The sequence below is a fragment of the Ktedonobacter racemifer DSM 44963 genome, from assembly GCF_000178855.1.
Taxonomy (GTDB): Bacteria; Chloroflexota; Ktedonobacteria; order Ktedonobacterales; family Ktedonobacteraceae; genus Ktedonobacter; species Ktedonobacter racemifer.
Genome location: NZ_ADVG01000001.1, coordinates 1,259,454 through 1,277,853, shown reverse-complemented (window position 1 = coordinate 1,277,853; position 18,400 = coordinate 1,259,454). Strand labels below are relative to the sequence as shown.

Here is an 18,400-nt window from a genome sequence, read left to right as displayed (position 1 = left end):
CACTTTCACCAGTTAATGGAGTCCTACCACATCGTTGTGGAAACACTTCAGGCGAGGCTCAAGAAGTGATTGTCCATGTTCCCTTTGATCTTATAAGGATGCCTCTCTCAAAGCAGAGTGCATCACCTGTCGTAAAGGTCCTGCATTAGTATTGTAGCGCGTCCTCGTGTGCCGGTTGGAAGTGAGGCTGGTGAGGAAGAATACCAGAGCATTCCTCGGATTCTGTGTCTCTCTCCGTTTCTCAACATCATCCATTTCTTGTGGCGGTAGAAGAAGGGAACATTCACTACGATGAACAGCAACAATTACGCTGCTTACTACTATCGTACCATGCAAAATCACGCAACTGGGTTGAAATCGGTCGTGGGTGGAACTGGACTCGGCAAAACCCATGGCGCCCGACTCATCGTTGCTGACCCGCAGTATGCGGACCGCAAATTCATGTACATGGCGAACCGAAAGCAACTCCTGGTGGAGATGGCGGAAAAACTCGACCCCACTCTGTACGTCATGGTCCCACGCGACCTGGAAGCCGTACAAAATACGCTTCAACGCCACCGAGGCGCCTTGTACCGTATGCTGGGAGATCACACCTTTCGCGTCTTTGCCGAGTCGTATTCCCGTTACAACGGCTCGTGGCGCATTGACTTGGGGGCAACGCGACAGGCCTGCAAGGACCTGGAAGAATTCTCGAGCCGAGACCCATACGTCCAGAAACGGCTGGAAGACGTGATGGAAGGCCAGGCGCGTCGCGTCCTCGACACCTTCCGGGCCGCGGTCCTTGCAGCACGTGGCACGCGAGGCAAAAACGCCGCCTATGAGCGCTTGCTTGATGACCCGGTCATACAATCACTGTTCCCCGGGATTGCCTTCAGGCGCAGGCCAGAGGCGAGAATCATGCTGATCACCCTGCATAAGGCGTTCTATGGCTTCTTTGATGGGGAGAAGACGCTGAACCTGACGCGGTTGCAGGGAGAAAATAACACCCCCTATACCATTTTTCTGGACGAATTTGACTTTTTAGAGCATGACCTGGTCGATCTGATTTGCCGCTCACGCGAAATTAGCGACCCCTTTTTGTTCATGGAACTCTTCTATCGAAGGATGGTGTACCACAAACTGCCCCATGAGCCGTATCTCTTAACACAACAGCCAATCCGTGATCGAATTAACAAGATTATCGAGCTCATTGAGCCGCTCCGCCACCATCTGGGGTTCCCTGATCTCAACCACTTTACCAGCACGCTACCACGTGACGCTGAGATGAGGCGTAGCACCACGAAGGGACCACGTCCAACACCGGCCATTTTCCGCACACAGCACACGATCAGCACCAACCCGCTGTACCTCTACCGCACGGAGCGCTCCTTTGACCTGGTCGCCTCGCCAGATCCTGCACGGGGAACACCGTATTCTGCCCTGCGCTTCTTTGGCACAATCAGCCGTGCCTGCCATTTAGCCCTCAATTTGTTCAAGGAGCTGGAACGAGAGGACCCCATCATTCACCGGGAAATTGTGCGCCAGTGTTTTCGGGGAACAGACTTCCCGGAGCAAATGGCGCGCCTGTCAAACTATGCACGATTGAACGAAACGCCACTGACGACGCGTGCCTCGTTCCTGGAAGGTGGCTACAGCCTCTATGATATCAAGGACCTCCAGCAGGTGACCGATCGCGAAGAGGTCGATGTGCGCCATTACGGGATGTACCTGACGCCTGAAGCCATCCTCTATATGCTGGCAAAACAGCATCTGGTCTTTGGCCTCTCGGCAACAGTCGACATCGCACGTCAGGTGCATAACTTCGACCTTGACTGGTTACGGGAGAAGCGCATTTTGTTGGAAGTGGACGAGGAGGAGAGGGCCATTGTCCACGCCCTCAACCAGGAGAAGGCAAAAGTGCGCGCCAATCGTGTCCACCTCAAAGTGGTGCAGGACCTGGACTCGTCCGACCCCTATCAGTCGCAACTGGATCAACTCGTGCAGGTCGCTTCAACTGACGAAGACTTTGCGGCGGTGACGGCAAGCGAACCGATCAAGGAACGTGTACGCCTGTTCTTCTCCGCCCTGCTCACGATACAAGCCCAACTCAAACAACAGCAACAAACCACAGCACCCGCCCACGCGTTGCTGTTCTTCAACACGTTTCGCCAGGTGAAATTCATCTTTGATCGCTATCCCGGGCCGGACCATCAGCTCTTTACGGTCAAAAAACGCGACGATCACCGCTGGTTTGAGGTGTATGACCTGGAGATGCAGAACGAACACTCGATCATCGTCTTTTACAATGCGGAACTGGCCAAAGCGGTCCGCCATAGCGGTGCGGCACAATCCGCCTTTGACCGCCTGTTCTGGGAAGGGCGGTCAGTGATCCTGGTTACTCAGTACCTTTCAGCTGGTAACGGCATCAATCTGCAGTACCTTCCCACACCAGAGAGCACGGATAATGATCGGCGCGACTTTACGGTGATCGGGCTCTTAGAGCGGCCCTACTACTACTTTAGCAAGCCTTCCGATGATGCGACCGCCGACGAGCAGGCTGCCGCACAAAAAAAGAACATCTGGTACCTGGCGAAGCTCTACTTCAGCAAAGCGCTCTCCGAGCATGATTTTCGCTACCTGTTGAGTATCCTCAATTATCCAGACACCTGGAATACACGGTACCGGACCCATGAGGATACGCGCACCGATGCTCTCTTGAACGATATGTCGACCTTTATTCAGGCACTGGGACGCGTCGAGCGCACCTGGAACGAGATGCCAGATCAAACGGTGCTGCTCAGCCCTGAAGTGGATCGCTATTTTCAGGCGTTCTGCTCGCCTGCCTTTGACGAACGACGTCTGGCGCGTGCCCCCATCCAGTCGGAGAACCTGCGCCAGCTCTTTGAACAGGTACAGGCGCGCAACGTGCACCTGGATCGGCAGATCCGCCGTCAGAAAGATGAGCGGTTGCGCCCCCAAAACGAGCTGTGCCAGCAGAAAGTGGGTGCGTTATTACAGCGTCTAGTGCAGGTACGACAGGGGAAAGAGGACCATGAGGCCTGTCGCCACTGGGAACAGCTTCGCAAAGCCGTCCTCAGGCATGATTTTAAGGACGCGTTACTGCAGACCTACTAGTGTGTGATGGAGTCGCCCCACTACCAGAAAGGGAGACTCCATCTGGATGCCCAAAACAACATTGTGCCTGCGGACCTCTTGCGGCACGATGGGTATCGGTGGAATATGAACGCTCTCTACGAGCGCATTCGCCTCAATCCCGTGATTGCGGACTACTTCCGAGGGGAGGGCTATGAGCTTGCCTTTGATCACATCAACAAGGCATTTTTTGTGCCCTATTGTTTTCAGGCCATCCTGACCGGAGCCATTGGTGAGGAGGCGATCAGAGCGCTCTTACTGGAAGAGGGGTTCACCTTTGAGCCAGTGCCCGAACGCCTCTTTGGGGTGGCAGATCTCAAGATGGCAGCCGTTCCCTACTATATCGACTGTAAATACTTCAGTGATTGGACCATGCAGCGTTTCTCCCTTTCGCCTGAGGATCCAGCCTACCATGACAAATTAAATGATGCCCATTTCAAAGTACATGCACGAAAGAAACTGGACACCATCTCCACCTATCATGGCGAACCAGGCAAGTTGCTCTATATCAACCTGGTCAGTCATTTCTCACGGCTCCTTGATTACTACACGGCGGATTTTATTACCCCAGTTGAGCAGTTTACAGATGCCTCGATTGTCTGGTTGCAGGGGGCCCTGCAGGAAGACACCGTCGCGTTACCCCAGGTCGCGTTTCAGCGCTTGTGTCAGGATATGAAACGGGCTATGGCCCACGAGAAAGAGAGCTTTGACGTCAATGCCAACAGTTGATACCATTACCTTACTCATTGCGCGCCCCACAGATTTTGCTCAATTAGAAGCACAATTTCAGTTGATACGCTACGTCTTGCCGGAGACGTTAGGGGCAAAAACGTCTCAGCGAGGAAGAGGCAATGCGGTGTATGCACGACTCCATACAAGTTTGCGGGGACAATTGAACTACCCGTATCGGACGTATTCCTTTGACAAGCTCGATGGGAGCGAGAAATGGGTGGTGTATGCCCTACTTCCCCATGGAGAGACGGCTCCTGTCCTTCGACTCAACTTTGCCCATGATGCCGTGGTTCAACCACAGCGTATCGCCTTTGAACAGCTGGAATTTCATGTTTTGCTCAAACTCTTACAGATTGCCTACTTTCGCGGGGTCCAGCCGGGCTACTTTGTTGGTATGGATGATTGCTATATCTTTGCCAGCCGTTCAAAGAAGCTAGTGCAAGATTACGAAACCTTTTCGGGAAGAGATAAATGTGGCTCATATGCACACCCATAATAGGCACAGACTCGCTCAGCGAGGTGGTGAGCCGAAAGCAACCCATTGGTTTCGGCCACATTGCGTTTGCCATGGACCCACTTGGGCTCAATTGGATTGAGCCAGGGACTTTTGGTGGGCAGTTGGAAAGGCAAAATCCGTACCCCTTCGTCCGTTTGTTTGACAGCGAGGTTGTGTTTTCTGATCCAGGTGCGCACCATCTTACTCACATGCCAGGAGGCGTTGTCCCAGATGAGGAGCCACTGACGTTTGCCTTGTGCGGCCAATTGCTGACAACACCAGTCCAGAAACTGGATGGTGATCTCACTCACCGGGCGTCCTGTGACAAAACGAAGCCACATCTGCTCTCGCACGGGTTCCTCCGTGGTTCCGTTTTGCCAGAGGACACCATAGCAAGCCAATGCTTTTGGGTCAGGGTCATTCTTTTGCCAGGATTGCTCAACCAAACGGACTGGGTACTCTGGATCTTGCCAGGTGTGAAGGCGTGGAAGAGCAAATCGGCTCCACCAGACCTCGTCGAGGAAGCCAATGGCCCAATCAGAGCGGGGTTGAGCGTACGCGATCAAGCGGTCACGAGCCTTTTTTTTCGTGCATACTGCGGATCGGGGCTGGTAATCCAGTGCTTGGCTCGTTTCCAACTGACGCCCAAGCGCTTGAGCGCGCGGCGGACACTGGCAGCAGTGGTCGGGGCAGCTACGAGTCCTTGTGACAAGCAGATTTGCGCCACCAGTGGGAGAGACCAGAGATTGCGCTCGATACCAAAATCGCGCGGGCTGCGATGGAGCAGATCGCGCAAGGCTGGCAGATTCTCGTCGGCAATGCTGGTGCGTAGCCGATGAGGGCGACAGGACTCCTTCTTGAGCACGTCGAGCCCCTGCTCGTTGAAGTCTTTGATCACATTGCGCACTGTCTGGTCGTCGCAGCCCAGCTGCCGCGCAATGGCGATGGCTCGCTCTCCACGGGCTGAAGCCAGAAGGATCTGGCAACGGCGTAGCACAAAGGCTGAGCCGGAGCGTAAGTGAGCCTCGATATGGGCTCGCTCGGATTCGGTGAGTGGTCGAATGAAAATGGGTTGCATACCTTCTCATATCGGCTACTTTCCTACTTTCTTTTGGACGATTGCACTAGGATGTGATATCTGCGTCCAGATTCGATTGCAGGGGTATACACGCAACCAGGAACAGGATCATCTCCAGGTCTTTCACGTGGTGGGTGGGGCACGCCCTTTTCGGCGTATCGAGGAGCCAGAACAGTGGCAGGGTGTGCTCTTTGGCCGAGAGGAACTCCGTCATGGGAAGGCGTATTATATCCACTTGAAGGCAGACAAAGTGCGGGAGTATATCGAGCAGGGGAAGCCTGTCTATGCCATGCAGACGATCGAGGGGCGCCGGACCACGCTGCCGTATCAGTGTGCGATCATTGAGAGGTGGCACGCTACGGTCGATGATGGGGAAGGAAAAGAACGTTATTTCCTGGGTCTGGCAGAGTGCAGCTTCCCCCGCAAGCTCAATTCATTGACCTCTAGAGGGGTGAGCAGGGAAACCAGCATATGAGCGCCTGTTTTGCGCAGGGTAGTAACGCGCATCCATTAGCCAATCTCCGCCGCGTGGACGGACCATAATGCTGATGCGCTCGGCAGATAGTTCGCAAAGAGAATACAATCGTGCATGCATGTTGGACCTCCCTCTCATAACTTCTTCGCAATCTTTATTCGCATCAAAACGCTTTATGCCTCTTCTGATTTTGGTAGAAGCGGGCCTAAACTACGCAGGACCACTTTGAAGATCACAAAGTGCTTCCTTCCCTCAACTTAATCTAGTGAAGCAACAATCATCTCCAGAAACGAAGACAGAAGAATCTGTTCCTTGTATCTTAGATGTAGGAGTATTTGATGCTGAAGTGACCAAAGAAATATGTACGTAGCTAAGCGTTAACTCTTTTGGACATGAAGTATAGAAGATTTTGAGCTAAAATTTTCTCTTTTATAGAGAAAACGTGACATATGATTAGTGCTTGTTCAAAAACATAAGTGTTGAGCAGCAGAAGTTAGATGTAGGAGTAATTGTTAATGGCGTTGTCTACTTTACCTCTTCTTATCAACCTCGTAAGATCTGAGAAAGCATATGTAAACGCACTCTTCGATGCTTTTTCCTGCTCATTTGAAAAGTCTGTTCCTCTCCTTGATAGATCCAAATCAGCAATTGAATATCTGGATACATTAGGCGTTAAAATAACATATGATAATGCGTCACGTGAAGTATCCTGTCAGGATCTCTGGGAAAAATATGGCTCTTTGCTTGGAAGAAGTGCTATACCTCCAGTTGATGATGTACATCGCCTTACAATATGGTATCAAAAAAATTTAAATTACTCTTCACATATTGTTTTGGTTCTGGATGCAGAATTATTTGCCCCTGCCTTGTTTTATGCAGCTTTCCATCGTATACCTTTAATGCAAGTGCAAGACATCAAAGCCGCATCAGTAGCTATTGACCGTCTCGCTCCCAGCTATGTGACGGTAGTTGCAGAACCAGGGAAATTATCATTTCATAGCTTGCAACAAATTTACCGATTCACGAGTCAAAAACGGTCTGATCAGCAGTCTTTTTTTCACAAGACAGCATTAGGGTTTCTTACTGGTCGGGATCATGATGCAATTACTTGGATGGTACTTAAAGCTACTGTACTTTCTTCTATTATATCTCCTAAACAAAGGATTATCTCTTGGCTGCCACATCATACCAGCTCCTTTTTTTCTAAAATTATCCCAGAAAATACTCTCTTAATGGAAAACAAGATTCATGGCCCCAAAGCCTCTTTTCGTAGTGTCATATCACAACTACTTAAACAGCCTGTTGAAAATATGCCCGATTTATTTGTATGTGAGACTCACGGAGGTGAGCATCATATTAAATTTGATGATGGCGTTTTATGTGGTGCTTCTTTAAATGCGCACAACACTACTATGCATGCTGCTGGAACATTTTCTACACCTTCGTGTGGTTATGGTCGAAGCTGCTTTATGCAAGATGTAATACCAATACGCGATCTGACTGTAAAAAATATTTTCACAAGCGCTTGTAATAGCCTAAAGCCAGGAGAAACAGCCTACGCAACCCGCTATAACATCGGTCTAAATGCTTTAGACGGTGTTGCATTGACCTATGTTGGTGCATGTATGGTGGATGAGGCCAAAAGTTCAGATGTATTTTTGTATATTGCAGCGTTACAATCTGGAATGTCTGTTGGAGAAGCCGTATGTCTCCTGAATAATGTTTCTAGGGGATATTTTCCTTCCTTCTGTACATTTTTTTTAATTGGTAATCCTCAAGGGCGGGTTATCGAGCCAATAGAACATATTTATCAGGCTACAGTAAAAAGGCTCAAAGACCAGCATTGGGAAGTCGAGGTTAATGTAACCTCAGCATCTCTCATTACCATTAGGATTCCCTTGCAAAAGGGCCTGGATGTTAATCTGTTGTGCTGTAAAGCACTTGATATGCAAAAAAACCTTCCCGATCCTTTGTATTTTACCTTCGTTGATCAGCAGGACGAAGTTCTTCTTTATCTTTATACAACAGGTGCAGGCTTCTCCCCTGGTCAATACTCGTTTAGCGTGAGTCAGATCCCTTCTGTTGTTACAGATATACGTGCGCGTGTAAGTCGATTTCTTGCTGCATATCAAGCGGTAATTGCTACTCGTCTCCTTCCAGAACGGTGGGTGGAGCAGCATATCAACGACGCAAAAGAAATGGTTGCTGTTCTTATTCAAGAATTAAGTGTAGTGTTTGTTCAAGGCAATCTGACTATACAAGTTATATCTGAGATTGAAAACACTGTCCAAACATTACTCGAACATTTAAAGCAAATAGATCACGAGTTGCTGCAATATCTTCTGCAGTACAATGGTGCAGGGCTACGTTCATATCTGCTCAAAATAGAAGATACATTCTATCCTGGCCATGCCACAGAAGGTACCTTGCCTTGTCTATGCGGAAACGATATGACTATTAGGCCAGTGCATCATGTCGCTTTAGACTATACTTTAACAGGTCATTTCTGTCCTCGTTGCGGTTTTATCTACCACAGTCTGCGTGGAGGGCTTACAAATCCCTTTTTGACATTCAGGCATGTATCTCATGCAATTGATGGACAAGACTGGATAGTTGAAGCGATGGTTTGTAATCCTACCAATAGATACATAGAAGGCTATGCAAGTTTATTGGTAAAATTGAACTCCGATCAAATCCGCCCATCCAAAGATCAACAACTCATTTGTATTCCTCAACAAGCATTCCTTTCCATTGCTCCAGGTGAAACAGTAACACAAACATTTAATCTAAGGTCAAACGGATTTAGGTCTGGGATGCACGATCTATTTGTGTGTTTTGTTTCGGAATTAACAATTCATTTACTGCAATGCGAAATTTTCATGACTGCGCTTCCCAAAGATAGTATTACCATCAACTAATTGGGAACCTATAAGAACGACCTTTCAATGCAAAAGAAGGAGAAAAGCTATGCTTCAAATGAATTCAATAGAAGACTACGTGCGAAAATTATTGAATTCGCTCTCCCGTCCTCAAATAGATGTTGATCTATACAGACAAAGTGGCGTCATTCAAGAATTAAAAGATAAGCATATGCCTTATTGGAGCCAAGTGCTTCATGATGTACCTGACTTAGTAGCACTTCCTACAGATTACCCTCGTTTAGCTGTAAGCAAGCACAGAGGGATGATACACTCCTTCTCATTTCCAAACACACTATATGAGCCACTCAAATCTTTAAGCCAGAAGGAGAATGTTCCTCTATTTGATATTCTATTCACGGCATTTCAAACGCTACTTTTTCGTTACACGGGGCAGGAAGATATTATTACGGGAATCTCAAAACTTAAGTCTTTTTCTTCCCAAAGAGACACTCTTGGCACTCACTTCATTAACTTATTACCACTTCGCACAAAGATATCTAACAATTCTACTTTTCAGGAATTGTTAAGGCACATGCATGAGGTGATACTTACAGCAGAATTTCACTCCAATTTACCTTTTGATTTTGTAGTAGATGAACTGATGATCAATCTTAATAATAAGACACACCCCGCTTTTCAAATTTTCTTTGATTTAAACAATAAAACACAATCAAATATGATTTCGATCGAAACACCAAACATATTAAAAGATACATCTGAGGTAGCTAGCAAGTTTGATTTAGCACTTCTCATTGAAGTATATGAGGATAGTCTATATGGTTCTTTGGTATATAATCCAGACCTTTTTGCCGCTACTACGATAAGTAGGATGGCAACACATTTTCAGACGTTATTAGGTGGGATTGTAGAGGATCATACTCAACCTATTTCGCTTCTCCCCTTATTGACATCAGGAGAGCAGGTGCAAGCTCTCTTAACCTGGAACAATACAGCTTGTGGCTATCCAGAAGAGTTATGTGTTCATCAGCTTTTTGAAGACCAGGTAAAGAAAACTCCAAATGCTTGTGCTATTGTCTTTGAACATCAGCAATTGACGTACCATGAATTAAATCAACAAGCTAATCAGTTAGCTCACTATTTGCAAGAGTGTGGAGTCAAACCAGAAACTTGTGTGGGTATCGCCTTAGAGCGTTCTATTGACATGATTGTTGCCGTTCTAGCTGTTTTTAAGTCCGGCGGTGCATACTTGCCACTAGATCCCAGATATCCTTCGGAGCGCTTGGCGTTTATGCTGGAGGATGCGCAAGTCTCTATTATCCTTACTCGACAAGATATTGTTAAAAAGCTGCCATCGCACAACGCTCATTTTGTCAGAATGGATGAAGATTGGAAGACTCTTGCACAACAAAATGGAAACAATCCTAGGAGTGAAACAATCGCTCATAATTTGGCTTATATTATCTATACTTCTGGTTCTACAGGTACACCAAAGGGCGTATTGGTTTCTCATCAAAGCTTATGCAACTTGGCTACAGCCCAGATCCAGGTATTTCATGTTTCTCCACAAAGCCGTGTTCTTCAGTTCGCTTCTCTGAATTTTGATGTTTCTATTTCTGAAATACTGATGGCTTTGCTTGCTGGAGCGACTCTCTATCTTGGATCACAAGAGGCGATATTGCCAGGTACAGTTTTATTACACTTTCTACAACAGAATGCTATTACCATAGCAACGTTTCCTCCGGCTGTATTAAAAGCCCTGCCAGATGCACTATTGCCGTCACTGCAAACAATCATTAGTGCTGGGGAAGCTTGTTCCCCTGATATTGTCGCACGCTGGGGACACAATCGCCAATTCTTTAATGCCTATGGCCCAACTGAAACAACTGTTTATGCCACTATTGATGAGTGTACTAGTAGACAAGAAAAAATATCTATTGGTCGTCCTATCGCGAACACTCAAGTCTATATTTTAGATCAGGAAATGCAAATTGTGCCTGTAGGGATACTAGGTGAGCTTTACATAGGGGGAGCGGGAGTCGCTCGAGGATATTTAAATCGTCCCGAACTTACAAAAGATCGCTTTGTTCCCCATCCATTTAGCGATACAATTGGAGACCAACTTTACAAAACGGGAGATTTAGCCAGATATTTACCAGATGGCCGTATAGAGTTAATAGGGCGTGCTGACCGCCAAGTGAAGTTACGAGGTTATCGGATTGAATTAGGCGAGATAGAGTCTGCTTTATGTGGCTATCCAGGTGTTGATCAAACGATTGTCATGCTACGTGAAGATAAACCTTCTGATAAGCGACTTGTGGCATATATAACAGTACATAAAGAACATCAAGTAACAGGTACAGTGCTACGAAACCATCTGCAAAAGCGTCTGCCTGATTATATGCTGCCTTCAAGCTTTCTATTTCTAGAAACCATTCCTTTGACTCCTAATAACAAAATAGACTTTCGGGCGTTGCCGCAGCCCACATTAGACCAATTTGAACGGGAATCTCCTTTTGTTGCACCTAGCAATGATGTAGAGAAAATGCTGGTAGATATTTGGAACCATGTATTAGGTGTGACAACGATTGGTATCCATGATAATTTTTTTGCGTTAGGAGGACATTCTCTTCTTGCAACGCAAGTTCTCGCTCGAATACGTGATATATTCCAAGTCGATTTGTCATTTCGAGATTTCTTTAATGGGCCAACAATAGCGCGTATAGCAGAAAACATCCTTACTGCGCAGAAAGTAAGGGAATGGAAACCAAAGCTTCCTCTTTGTCCATTTAACAATCGCCGCGGTGTTTTCCCACTCTCATATGCGCAGAAACGTCTTTGGTTTTTAAATCAATGGGATCGAGATAATGTTGTTTATAGTATGCCCATGGCACTACGGCTTGTAGGCCTGTTTGATGCGTCAGTTCTCCAACAAAGTTTGTGTGAAATTGTAAAACGCCATGAAACTCTACGCACAGTGTTTAAAATGGTCGGTGGCCAACCTATGGTTTTTGTTGCAGATACTACTACGCAAGATTTTCAGTTAATAATAACTGACTTAACGTTTTTGCCTTGTCTCGAAGAGCGTGAGCAGGCGGCAATGAATTTTATATCTCAAGAGGTGAAAATTCCCTTTAGTTTAAGTGAAGGTCCATTGCTACGAGTGACTCTTTTCCGCTTGGAAAAAGAAGATCATGTCCTGCTTATAAACATGCATCATATTATCTCTGATGCCTGGTCTGCAAGTATCTTCTTCCGTGAGCTAAACACACTTTATAGTGCTTACGTTCAAAATTGCTCTTCTCCTCTTGTAGATCTACCTGTGCAGTATGTGGATTTCGCTTCTTGGCAACGGCAATGGCTCCAGGGAGATCTCATGGAAACACAGTTGTCATACTGGAAGCAGCAATTGAGCAACGCCCCGTCAATTCTTCAACTCCCTACTGATAAACCTCGACCTTCTGTTCAGTCTTTTCATGGTTCTTCCCATAGTTTCTTCCTTTCCCCTAAACTTACGAATCTCCTTAAGAAGCTCAGTTTAAAAGAAGACTGTACTCTCTTTATGACATTGTTTGCAGCTTTTACTATTTTACTCCACCGGTACACAGCTCAAGATGATCTCTGTATAGGTACTCCTGTTGCTAATCGCACACACACTGAAGTTGAGCAATTAATTGGCTTCTTTGTCAATACTCTAGTGTTACGCACAAAATTGTCGAGCACCTCAACCTTCCTAGAGTTATTAAGCAACGTACGTGATATCGTATTGGAAGCTTACTCTCATCAGGACGTTCCTTTTGAGCGCCTTGTAGAGGAAATGCAACCTGAGCGAAACAGTAGTTACCATCCTCTAGTTCAAGTTATGTTCGTCTTGCAAAATGCTCAAGAAACATCACTTACCCTTCCCGGTGTTTCGGTACACCCATTTGAGATTGATAATGTTACCTCGCAGTTTGATTTAACCCTTGAATTGAAAGAGTTTGCTGGAGGCCTACAAGGCCGCTTTGAATACAACACTGATCTTTTTGCCTCCTCCACGATAAAAAGAATGATAGGCCACTTTCAAACCTTACTTGAAGATGTCGTTGAGCATTTCGAACTTTCTATAAATGATCTGTCCATCCTCACAAAAGATGAGTTGCAGCAATTTCTTCTTTGGAATACTACGGATAAGTCTTATCCAGATAACAATTGTGTTCATCAACTGTTTGAGCAACAAGCTCAGAAGACTCCTGATGCAATTGCTGTTGTTTTTGAGGATCAACAATTGACCTATCAGGAGCTGAATAAGAAAGCAAATCAGCTTGCCCATTATCTCCAAGGCTTAGGCATAAAACGAGAGATATCAGTAGGGGTTTGTGCAGAGCGTTCTATCGAGTTGATCGTGGGTTTATTAGGCATTCTTAAAGCTGGGGGTATTTACGTTCCTGTAGATCCATCATATCCACAAGAACGCCTAATGTTTATGTTAGAAGAAGCGCAAGTGCCCGTGGTGTTAACGCAACAACAATTCCTTGTGACATTATCCTTCTATAAGCATCAAGTAATCTGTTTGGACATGAGGAACGAAAACTTAGAACATTGCGCAGAAGGAAACCCTATCGATACCGTAACCTGTAAAGATCTTGCATACATTATATACACTTCTGGCTCTACTGGTCGTCCTAAAGGTGTGATGATCGAACATAAGGGGTTACTTAACCTTATTTATTGGCATCAACAAACGTTCAACGTAACTAATATTGATAAATCAACACAAATTGCTGGGCCCGCTTTTGATGCATCTGTGTGGGAGCTTTTGCCATATCTCACTATTGGTGCAAGCATTTTTATTCCTACAGAGCAGACTCGTAGAGACGTTTCACGCCTACGTGACTGGTTAATAGAGCAATCAATAACAATTTGCTTCCTACCTACACCCCTAGCCGAAAGAATAATCACTATTACATGGCCTCGTCATACTTCATTAAGGTTTCTTCTTACGGGTGGCGACAAACTTCGTCATTATCCTCCTTATGGCCTGCCGTTCACGTTGGTAAATAATTATGGACCAACAGAGAACACCGTCGTAACAACATCTTGTACTGTACCCATTGAGCAAGATGGAATATCTCCATCTATTGGTCAGCCCATTTCTAATACACGTGTTTACTTGTTAGACCATTGCTTGCGTCCCGTTCCCGTTGGAGTACCAGGAGAACTTTTTATAGGTGGAGATGGTTTGGCGAGGGGCTACTTAAATCAACCTTCATTGACTGACGAAAAATTTATTTCGGATCCATTCTATAAAGATTCGCAATTGCGTCTGTATAAGACTGGGGATATAGCCCGCTTCCGTAAGGATGGATCTTTAGAGTTTCTTGGACGAAGCGATAGCCAAGTAAAGATTCGCGGCTTTCGCATTGAACTAGGGGAGATAGAAGCTGTACTCCGTCAACATATAGATGTACGTGAGGCTATCGTCGTAGCACATGAAGAAAATACGTATGGTAGCTACCTTATAGCTTATATAGTGCTTGAAAGAAAGCTCTCGGAGGCAACTACTGAGCTACGAAATTACCTTAAAGGGGTGATTCCTGACTACATGCTGCCTACCGTGTTTATTTTCCTAGATACCTTTCCCCTGACACCGAATGGTAAAGTAGACTATAATCACCTGCCGCTCCCTAATTATATTGATCATAGCTCTAATAGTGCTTTAACTACTCCCTCTTCTCCTACAGAAGAAGTACTCGCAACTATCTATGCCCAAACTTTAAATATTGAGCAGGTGGATATCCATGCAAACTTTTTTGAAATGGGAGGTCATTCTTTGCTTACGACTCAACTTGTTACTCACATTTACGATACCTTCCATGTGGAGGTGCCTTTAACTCAAGTTTTTGATATGCCTACGATCTTCGAGATGGCTCAGTATATAGAAAAGAGGTTGAAGAAATAGAGTAGAGACTAAATTAAAAATGATGGCAAAAAGAAAATAAAGTATCATTAAATCGGATTTTTTGGGCATTTTCAGAGGTATCCATTACATTCTGCTAGTCGCAGGGAAAGAGAGAGAATATGGGTATTGTATTGAAAGAAAAGTTCCGCTTTACCCAAGCTTTGCAATCAAAGCCATTTGCACTCTTATGGGCAGGCCAATCTATTTCGGCACTTGGCAATGGCGCTTATATAACAGCCATTAGTTGGCAAGTTTTACAACTGACGAATTCTGCAGCTGATACAGGGCTTGTCTTATCAGCATATATGATAACTCATATTATATTTCTCCTAGTTGGAGGTGTAATTGCTGATACGCTCCCTCGTCGTTTAATTATGCTTTGGTCTGATATTGGCCGAGCGTTTATTGTGTTATTTATTGCTGGTTTGAGTTGGACACACACCCTGCAATTCTGGCACTTGATTGTTCTTGCTGTTTTCTTTGGCATCATTAGCGCCTTTTTTAAGCCGAGCTATCGCTCGCTTCCCCCCCAACTGGTTCACGCAACCTCTTTATCTTCCGCTAATGCCTTAACTGAATTGAGCGATCAGATGGGCACTTTTATAGGTCCTTTGTTAGGAGCAAGTTGTATCTCATTCGCTGGATCTGCTGGTGCTTTTGCGTTTGATGGTGTCACATTTCTCTTTTCTGCAGTTTTCCTTTTCCTCTTGCGTGTACCAAAAAAACTGAGAGAAAGCGAAATTGATGACGTAAATGAAGTGAATTTGCAATCTAAAGCAAATAAACAGGGCATATATAATGCTCTCTCCCTGATAGGAGATAAAACGCACCAAATGGTTGCAGAGATAGGTGAGGGAATCAGTTATGTTACACGTTCTATCTGGCTCTGGATGACTATCCTTGTTGTTTCTATTGTTAATATTGGCTTGACTGGACCTTTAGAAGCGTCTTTACCGAAACTCGTTCATGACTTTTACAAGGCAGATGTTTGGCTTTTAGGGGTGTTAGGTACAGCGAGCGCTATAGGCCTAGCGTTAGGAACCCTATTGGTAGGACAATTTCGTCACTTACGCCGTCGTGGTTTACTGGCATACCTTGCGATTATTATCGCATCCGTTGGGGTTATCGCATTTGGCCTTCCAATAGCGGAGCCTTATGAAGCAATGGTGGCCTTTCTCGCTAGTGCTAGTGTTGGCTTTGGTTTCGGGATGCACGGAGTGATATGGCTAACTATTTTACAAGAACTGGTTCCTAGTGATAAGCTCGGGCGCGTAAGCAGTATCGATATACTAGGATCATTTTGCTTAATTCCCCTAGGATATACAATTGCAGGATTGTTGTCCGATCGTATTGGCCCGAGTTATGTATTTATCGCTGGAGGTCTTCTCTCACTGATTGTAACGAGTGCCGCTCTCTGTGTAAGCGATATTCGTTCACTTGAATAAAATGTTAGGATTTGAGTCCTTGCATACCAAGATGCAAGGACGGCAGGATGGAGAAAATAGGTTTTAAATTATTAATTAAAGGAGTCTATAGTTGCTGATTGAGCCAGAAACAGAGGGTATATGCATCGGCCCCGCTCTCAACAATTGGTTGCGCAAGTGTCACAGATCGCGCGCCTATGTGCCAATGAGGGAGCGAACTCGCCCCAACCCGCGGCTTTGATAGGCTCCCGCTTGAAAAGAATGGGTTTTGCGAAAAGGGATTTGCAGAAGAAAGCTCTTGCTTCGCAAGAAGGTTTGCAGCTTGGGGAGCCCGTAGTGGCTATCTACTCCCTTCGTGTCTTTAAGTAGAAGGGGAGCAATCTTCCCATCGACCTCATTGGCAGAAACCTGAAACGGATGGGTGAGTATACCAGGCCAACTGAGTTGAGCATTCAAGCGGAAGCCGTAAAACGTTTGTCGGTTCGCATGATCTTTTCTCTAGCTGGCTTGGCCCGCAAACCAGGGAGCGCGAGCAAAGCGACAGACGGGAAGAGGGACGCTATCAACAATCAGCTCATAGCTGATTACCTCGTTACGCAGCCAACACCACAAACACTCTTTGATGACCCACAGATTGGCGGCTTGCCTGACAAAGGCTGTGCGATGGATACGAGTCATTGCTGGGAAAAAGTGGGTGTAGTGACGTCGAAAGTACTCGTAGAGTGCTTGATCCTGGCTCAGGCCAAGATAGCTGCCCGACATTTCCAAGGTGATCACTTTACTGTTACTCAGCTTGGGCTCTTGGCCGTGTTGGCGCACTTGCTTTCCTCCTATGATCTGAGGCAGTACCTCGTCAATCAGGAAAAAAACATGTGAGGATGAAGTCGCCCAGGCTCATGAAGCCTCTCCTCCGATGCGTTTTTTGGGCGTTCTGAGGAGAATTCATGAACCTTGGTTTGCAGCCCAACTTGCACATCGCGTTCGTTGGATTCAGCAGAAAGGAGCTTTATGTTTTTATTTGGTATTGAGCATGAGGTTGCTTTTTTTGATAAAAAAGGGCAGTTCGTGGATTTTTTATCTACCACATTTGAAGATCTTAATGTTCTTATTAGAGAACTTCCTTTCTATGTGGAGGATCTTTCGCAATTGCGTATTGAAGAGGATGGAATTAAAAGAAAGCGATGGTATATCGAAGGTCTTGAGCGCTTTAATCTTTCAGGAAAAGCGACTGCATTTTTGCCAAAGGGTATTGAAATTAGGACAACTACTCATACAACTATTCAGGAGACAATAGTAGAGCTGGAAGAAAATTTCCAGCTTTTATGCGAAGTTGCAGTTCCTAGGGGTTTTGATCCTGTGTTGATTAGCTTTAATCCTTATCTTACTAGGTATATGCCTGATCCTCCTTTAAATAAATTTGAGTTACGTCAGAGGAGGCTATCTTTAGATAAAAGGACTGCTGAGATTCCAATACTAACGTATGGGCCAGATCTCAATTTCTCACTTCAAGGTTTGTCTGATGAAGAGATTATTGACGTTGGACGAAAATTAACGTTTTACAGCCCCTATATCATTCCTTTTAGCTATAGCTCTCCATTTTATGGGGGTCGGCTTTGGGGAGGAAGATCCATCCGAACATTTGTGCGTACAGGAGCTCGACCATCTACCAGAGTTTTTTTAAGCCGCAAGAGTAGCCTATTAGCTCGCTATGAACCACTTATTAAAATAGCGCGCATCCCTGCTGAAATGGGAAGGATCGAGTTCAAAGCATGTGACAGCTGCGCAGATTTTGCCATCTATGCGGGCTTACTCGCGCTGCTTAAAGGTTTAACATTGGATAAGACCCTTGCGGGTCGAGCTACAGTACCAGACACAGCGCTTCATCAGTTATCTGCACATGAAGGTTTTACTAATCAAATTATTGCCACGGGAGCAAAAGAGGTTGCGCAAGCTGCAAAACAGGCTCTAGGCACAGACCCAGATAGCCAGTTACTTGTACCATTACTTGCTATGTTACAAAGCCATAAAACGCCTGCTGATGACCTTATAATGCTCTACAAAGAAACAAAGTCAATTGAGATAACGCTGAGATCTACTTACGCTGACAGAATGAATATTAAAATTAAGCGATAAGTGGAATGATGCGGGAAGTAGCTTCAAAAATATCATTACATTCCCAATCATGTTGTCGCACGACAAATTGTCTATGGTGATTGCAAATTGTGCAAAAAGAGGTCGCGTGT

General features: G+C 45.6%; 10 protein-coding genes and 1 pseudogene. 8 read left to right on the top strand and 3 right to left on the bottom strand.

The genetic code is table 11. The features are described 5' to 3' along the window. The first annotated feature begins 291 nt into the window (after window positions 1–291). The 3 genes from KRAC_RS05680 to KRAC_RS05670 are packed head-to-tail and all read left to right on the top strand — an operon-like array spanning window position 292 to window position 4,360. Entirely contained in the window at window positions 292–3,114 is a 2,823-nt protein-coding gene (locus KRAC_RS05680) for a hypothetical protein (RefSeq protein WP_007905177.1), read from the top strand. Between the two features lie 3 nt (window positions 3,115–3,117). Further along, window positions 3,118–3,861 (top strand): hypothetical protein, encoded by a 744-nt coding sequence (locus tag KRAC_RS05675; RefSeq protein WP_157506323.1) that lies wholly within the window; start codon window positions 3,118–3,120, stop codon window positions 3,859–3,861. Next, on the top strand, window positions 3,848–4,360 hold the full coding sequence (locus KRAC_RS05670) for a hypothetical protein (RefSeq protein ID WP_007905173.1): 513 nt from the start codon (window positions 3,848–3,850) through the stop codon (window positions 4,358–4,360). The genes KRAC_RS05675 and KRAC_RS05670 overlap by 14 nt, the downstream gene beginning before the upstream one ends. On the opposite strand, the gene KRAC_RS70815 is transcribed toward KRAC_RS05670, so the two are convergent. Together KRAC_RS70815 and KRAC_RS70810 are read right to left on the bottom strand one after the other, a co-directional pair. After that, on the bottom strand, window positions 4,309–4,926 hold the full coding sequence (locus KRAC_RS70815; protein WP_007905171.1) for a transposase: 618 nt from the start codon (window positions 4,924–4,926) through the stop codon (window positions 4,309–4,311). The genes KRAC_RS05670 and KRAC_RS70815 overlap by 52 nt on opposite strands. Beyond that, window positions 4,923–5,438, bottom strand: a complete 516-nt coding sequence (locus tag KRAC_RS70810) for a helix-turn-helix domain-containing protein (protein WP_007905169.1) — start codon at window positions 5,436–5,438, stop codon at window positions 4,923–4,925. Before KRAC_RS70810 ends, KRAC_RS70815 begins: the two co-directional genes overlap by 4 nt. On the opposite strand from KRAC_RS70810, the gene KRAC_RS05655 reads away from it, so the two are divergent. The 4 genes from KRAC_RS05655 to KRAC_RS05640 all read left to right on the top strand — a co-directional run bounded on the left by KRAC_RS05655 (window position 5,428) and on the right by KRAC_RS05640 (window position 16,178). Next, window positions 5,428–5,913 (top strand): hypothetical protein, encoded by a 486-nt coding sequence (locus KRAC_RS05655; protein ID WP_040441965.1) that lies wholly within the window; start codon window positions 5,428–5,430, stop codon window positions 5,911–5,913. The genes KRAC_RS70810 and KRAC_RS05655 overlap by 11 nt on opposite strands. A gap of 515 nt (window positions 5,914–6,428) precedes the next feature. Then, entirely contained in the window at window positions 6,429–8,831 is a 2,403-nt protein-coding gene (locus tag KRAC_RS70805; RefSeq protein WP_007905162.1) for a hypothetical protein, read from the top strand. 49 nt (window positions 8,832–8,880) lie between these two features. Next, window positions 8,881–14,733: a non-ribosomal peptide synthetase gene (locus KRAC_RS05645; protein WP_007905160.1), complete on the top strand. Its 5,853-nt coding sequence runs from the start codon at window positions 8,881–8,883 to the stop codon at window positions 14,731–14,733. A gap of 119 nt (window positions 14,734–14,852) precedes the next feature. Further along, the gene (locus KRAC_RS05640) at window positions 14,853–16,178 is read left to right on the top strand and encodes an MFS transporter (RefSeq protein WP_007905158.1); all 1,326 of its coding nucleotides are present in this window, start codon (window positions 14,853–14,855) and stop codon (window positions 16,176–16,178) included. Between the two features lie 85 nt (window positions 16,179–16,263). Here the strand turns inward: KRAC_RS05640 and KRAC_RS79315 are convergent. Next, a pseudogene (locus KRAC_RS79315) lies at window positions 16,264–17,055 on the bottom strand (transposase family protein). A 110-nt stretch (window positions 17,056–17,165) separates the two neighbouring features. Between KRAC_RS79315 and KRAC_RS05625 the strand changes: the two are divergent. Beyond that, window positions 17,166–18,290 (top strand): hypothetical protein, encoded by a 1,125-nt coding sequence (locus KRAC_RS05625; protein ID WP_007905146.1) that lies wholly within the window; start codon window positions 17,166–17,168, stop codon window positions 18,288–18,290. The last annotated feature ends 110 nt before the right edge of the window (window positions 18,291–18,400 follow it).

What these genes read in the sequence shown, in the direction of transcription:
- KRAC_RS05680 (WP_007905177.1), top strand. Translation starts at nt 292, where the DNA reads ATGAACAGCAACAATTACGCTGCTTACTACTATCGTACCATGCAAAAT.
- KRAC_RS05670 (WP_007905173.1), top strand. Translation starts at nt 3,848, where the DNA reads ATGCCAACAGTTGATACCATTACCTTACTCATTGCGCGCCCCACAGAT.
- KRAC_RS05655 (WP_040441965.1), top strand. Translation starts at nt 5,428, where the DNA reads ATGGGTTGCATACCTTCTCATATCGGCTACTTTCCTACTTTCTTTTGG.
- KRAC_RS70810 (WP_007905169.1), bottom strand. Translation starts at nt 5,438, where the DNA reads ATGCAACCCATTTTCATTCGACCACTCACCGAATCCGAGCGAGCCCAT.
- KRAC_RS70805 (WP_007905162.1), top strand. Translation starts at nt 6,429, where the DNA reads ATGGCGTTGTCTACTTTACCTCTTCTTATCAACCTCGTAAGATCTGAG.
- KRAC_RS05645 (WP_007905160.1), top strand. Translation starts at nt 8,881, where the DNA reads ATGCTTCAAATGAATTCAATAGAAGACTACGTGCGAAAATTATTGAAT.
- KRAC_RS05640 (WP_007905158.1), top strand. Translation starts at nt 14,853, where the DNA reads ATGGGTATTGTATTGAAAGAAAAGTTCCGCTTTACCCAAGCTTTGCAA.
- KRAC_RS05625 (WP_007905146.1), top strand. Translation starts at nt 17,166, where the DNA reads ATGTTTTTATTTGGTATTGAGCATGAGGTTGCTTTTTTTGATAAAAAA.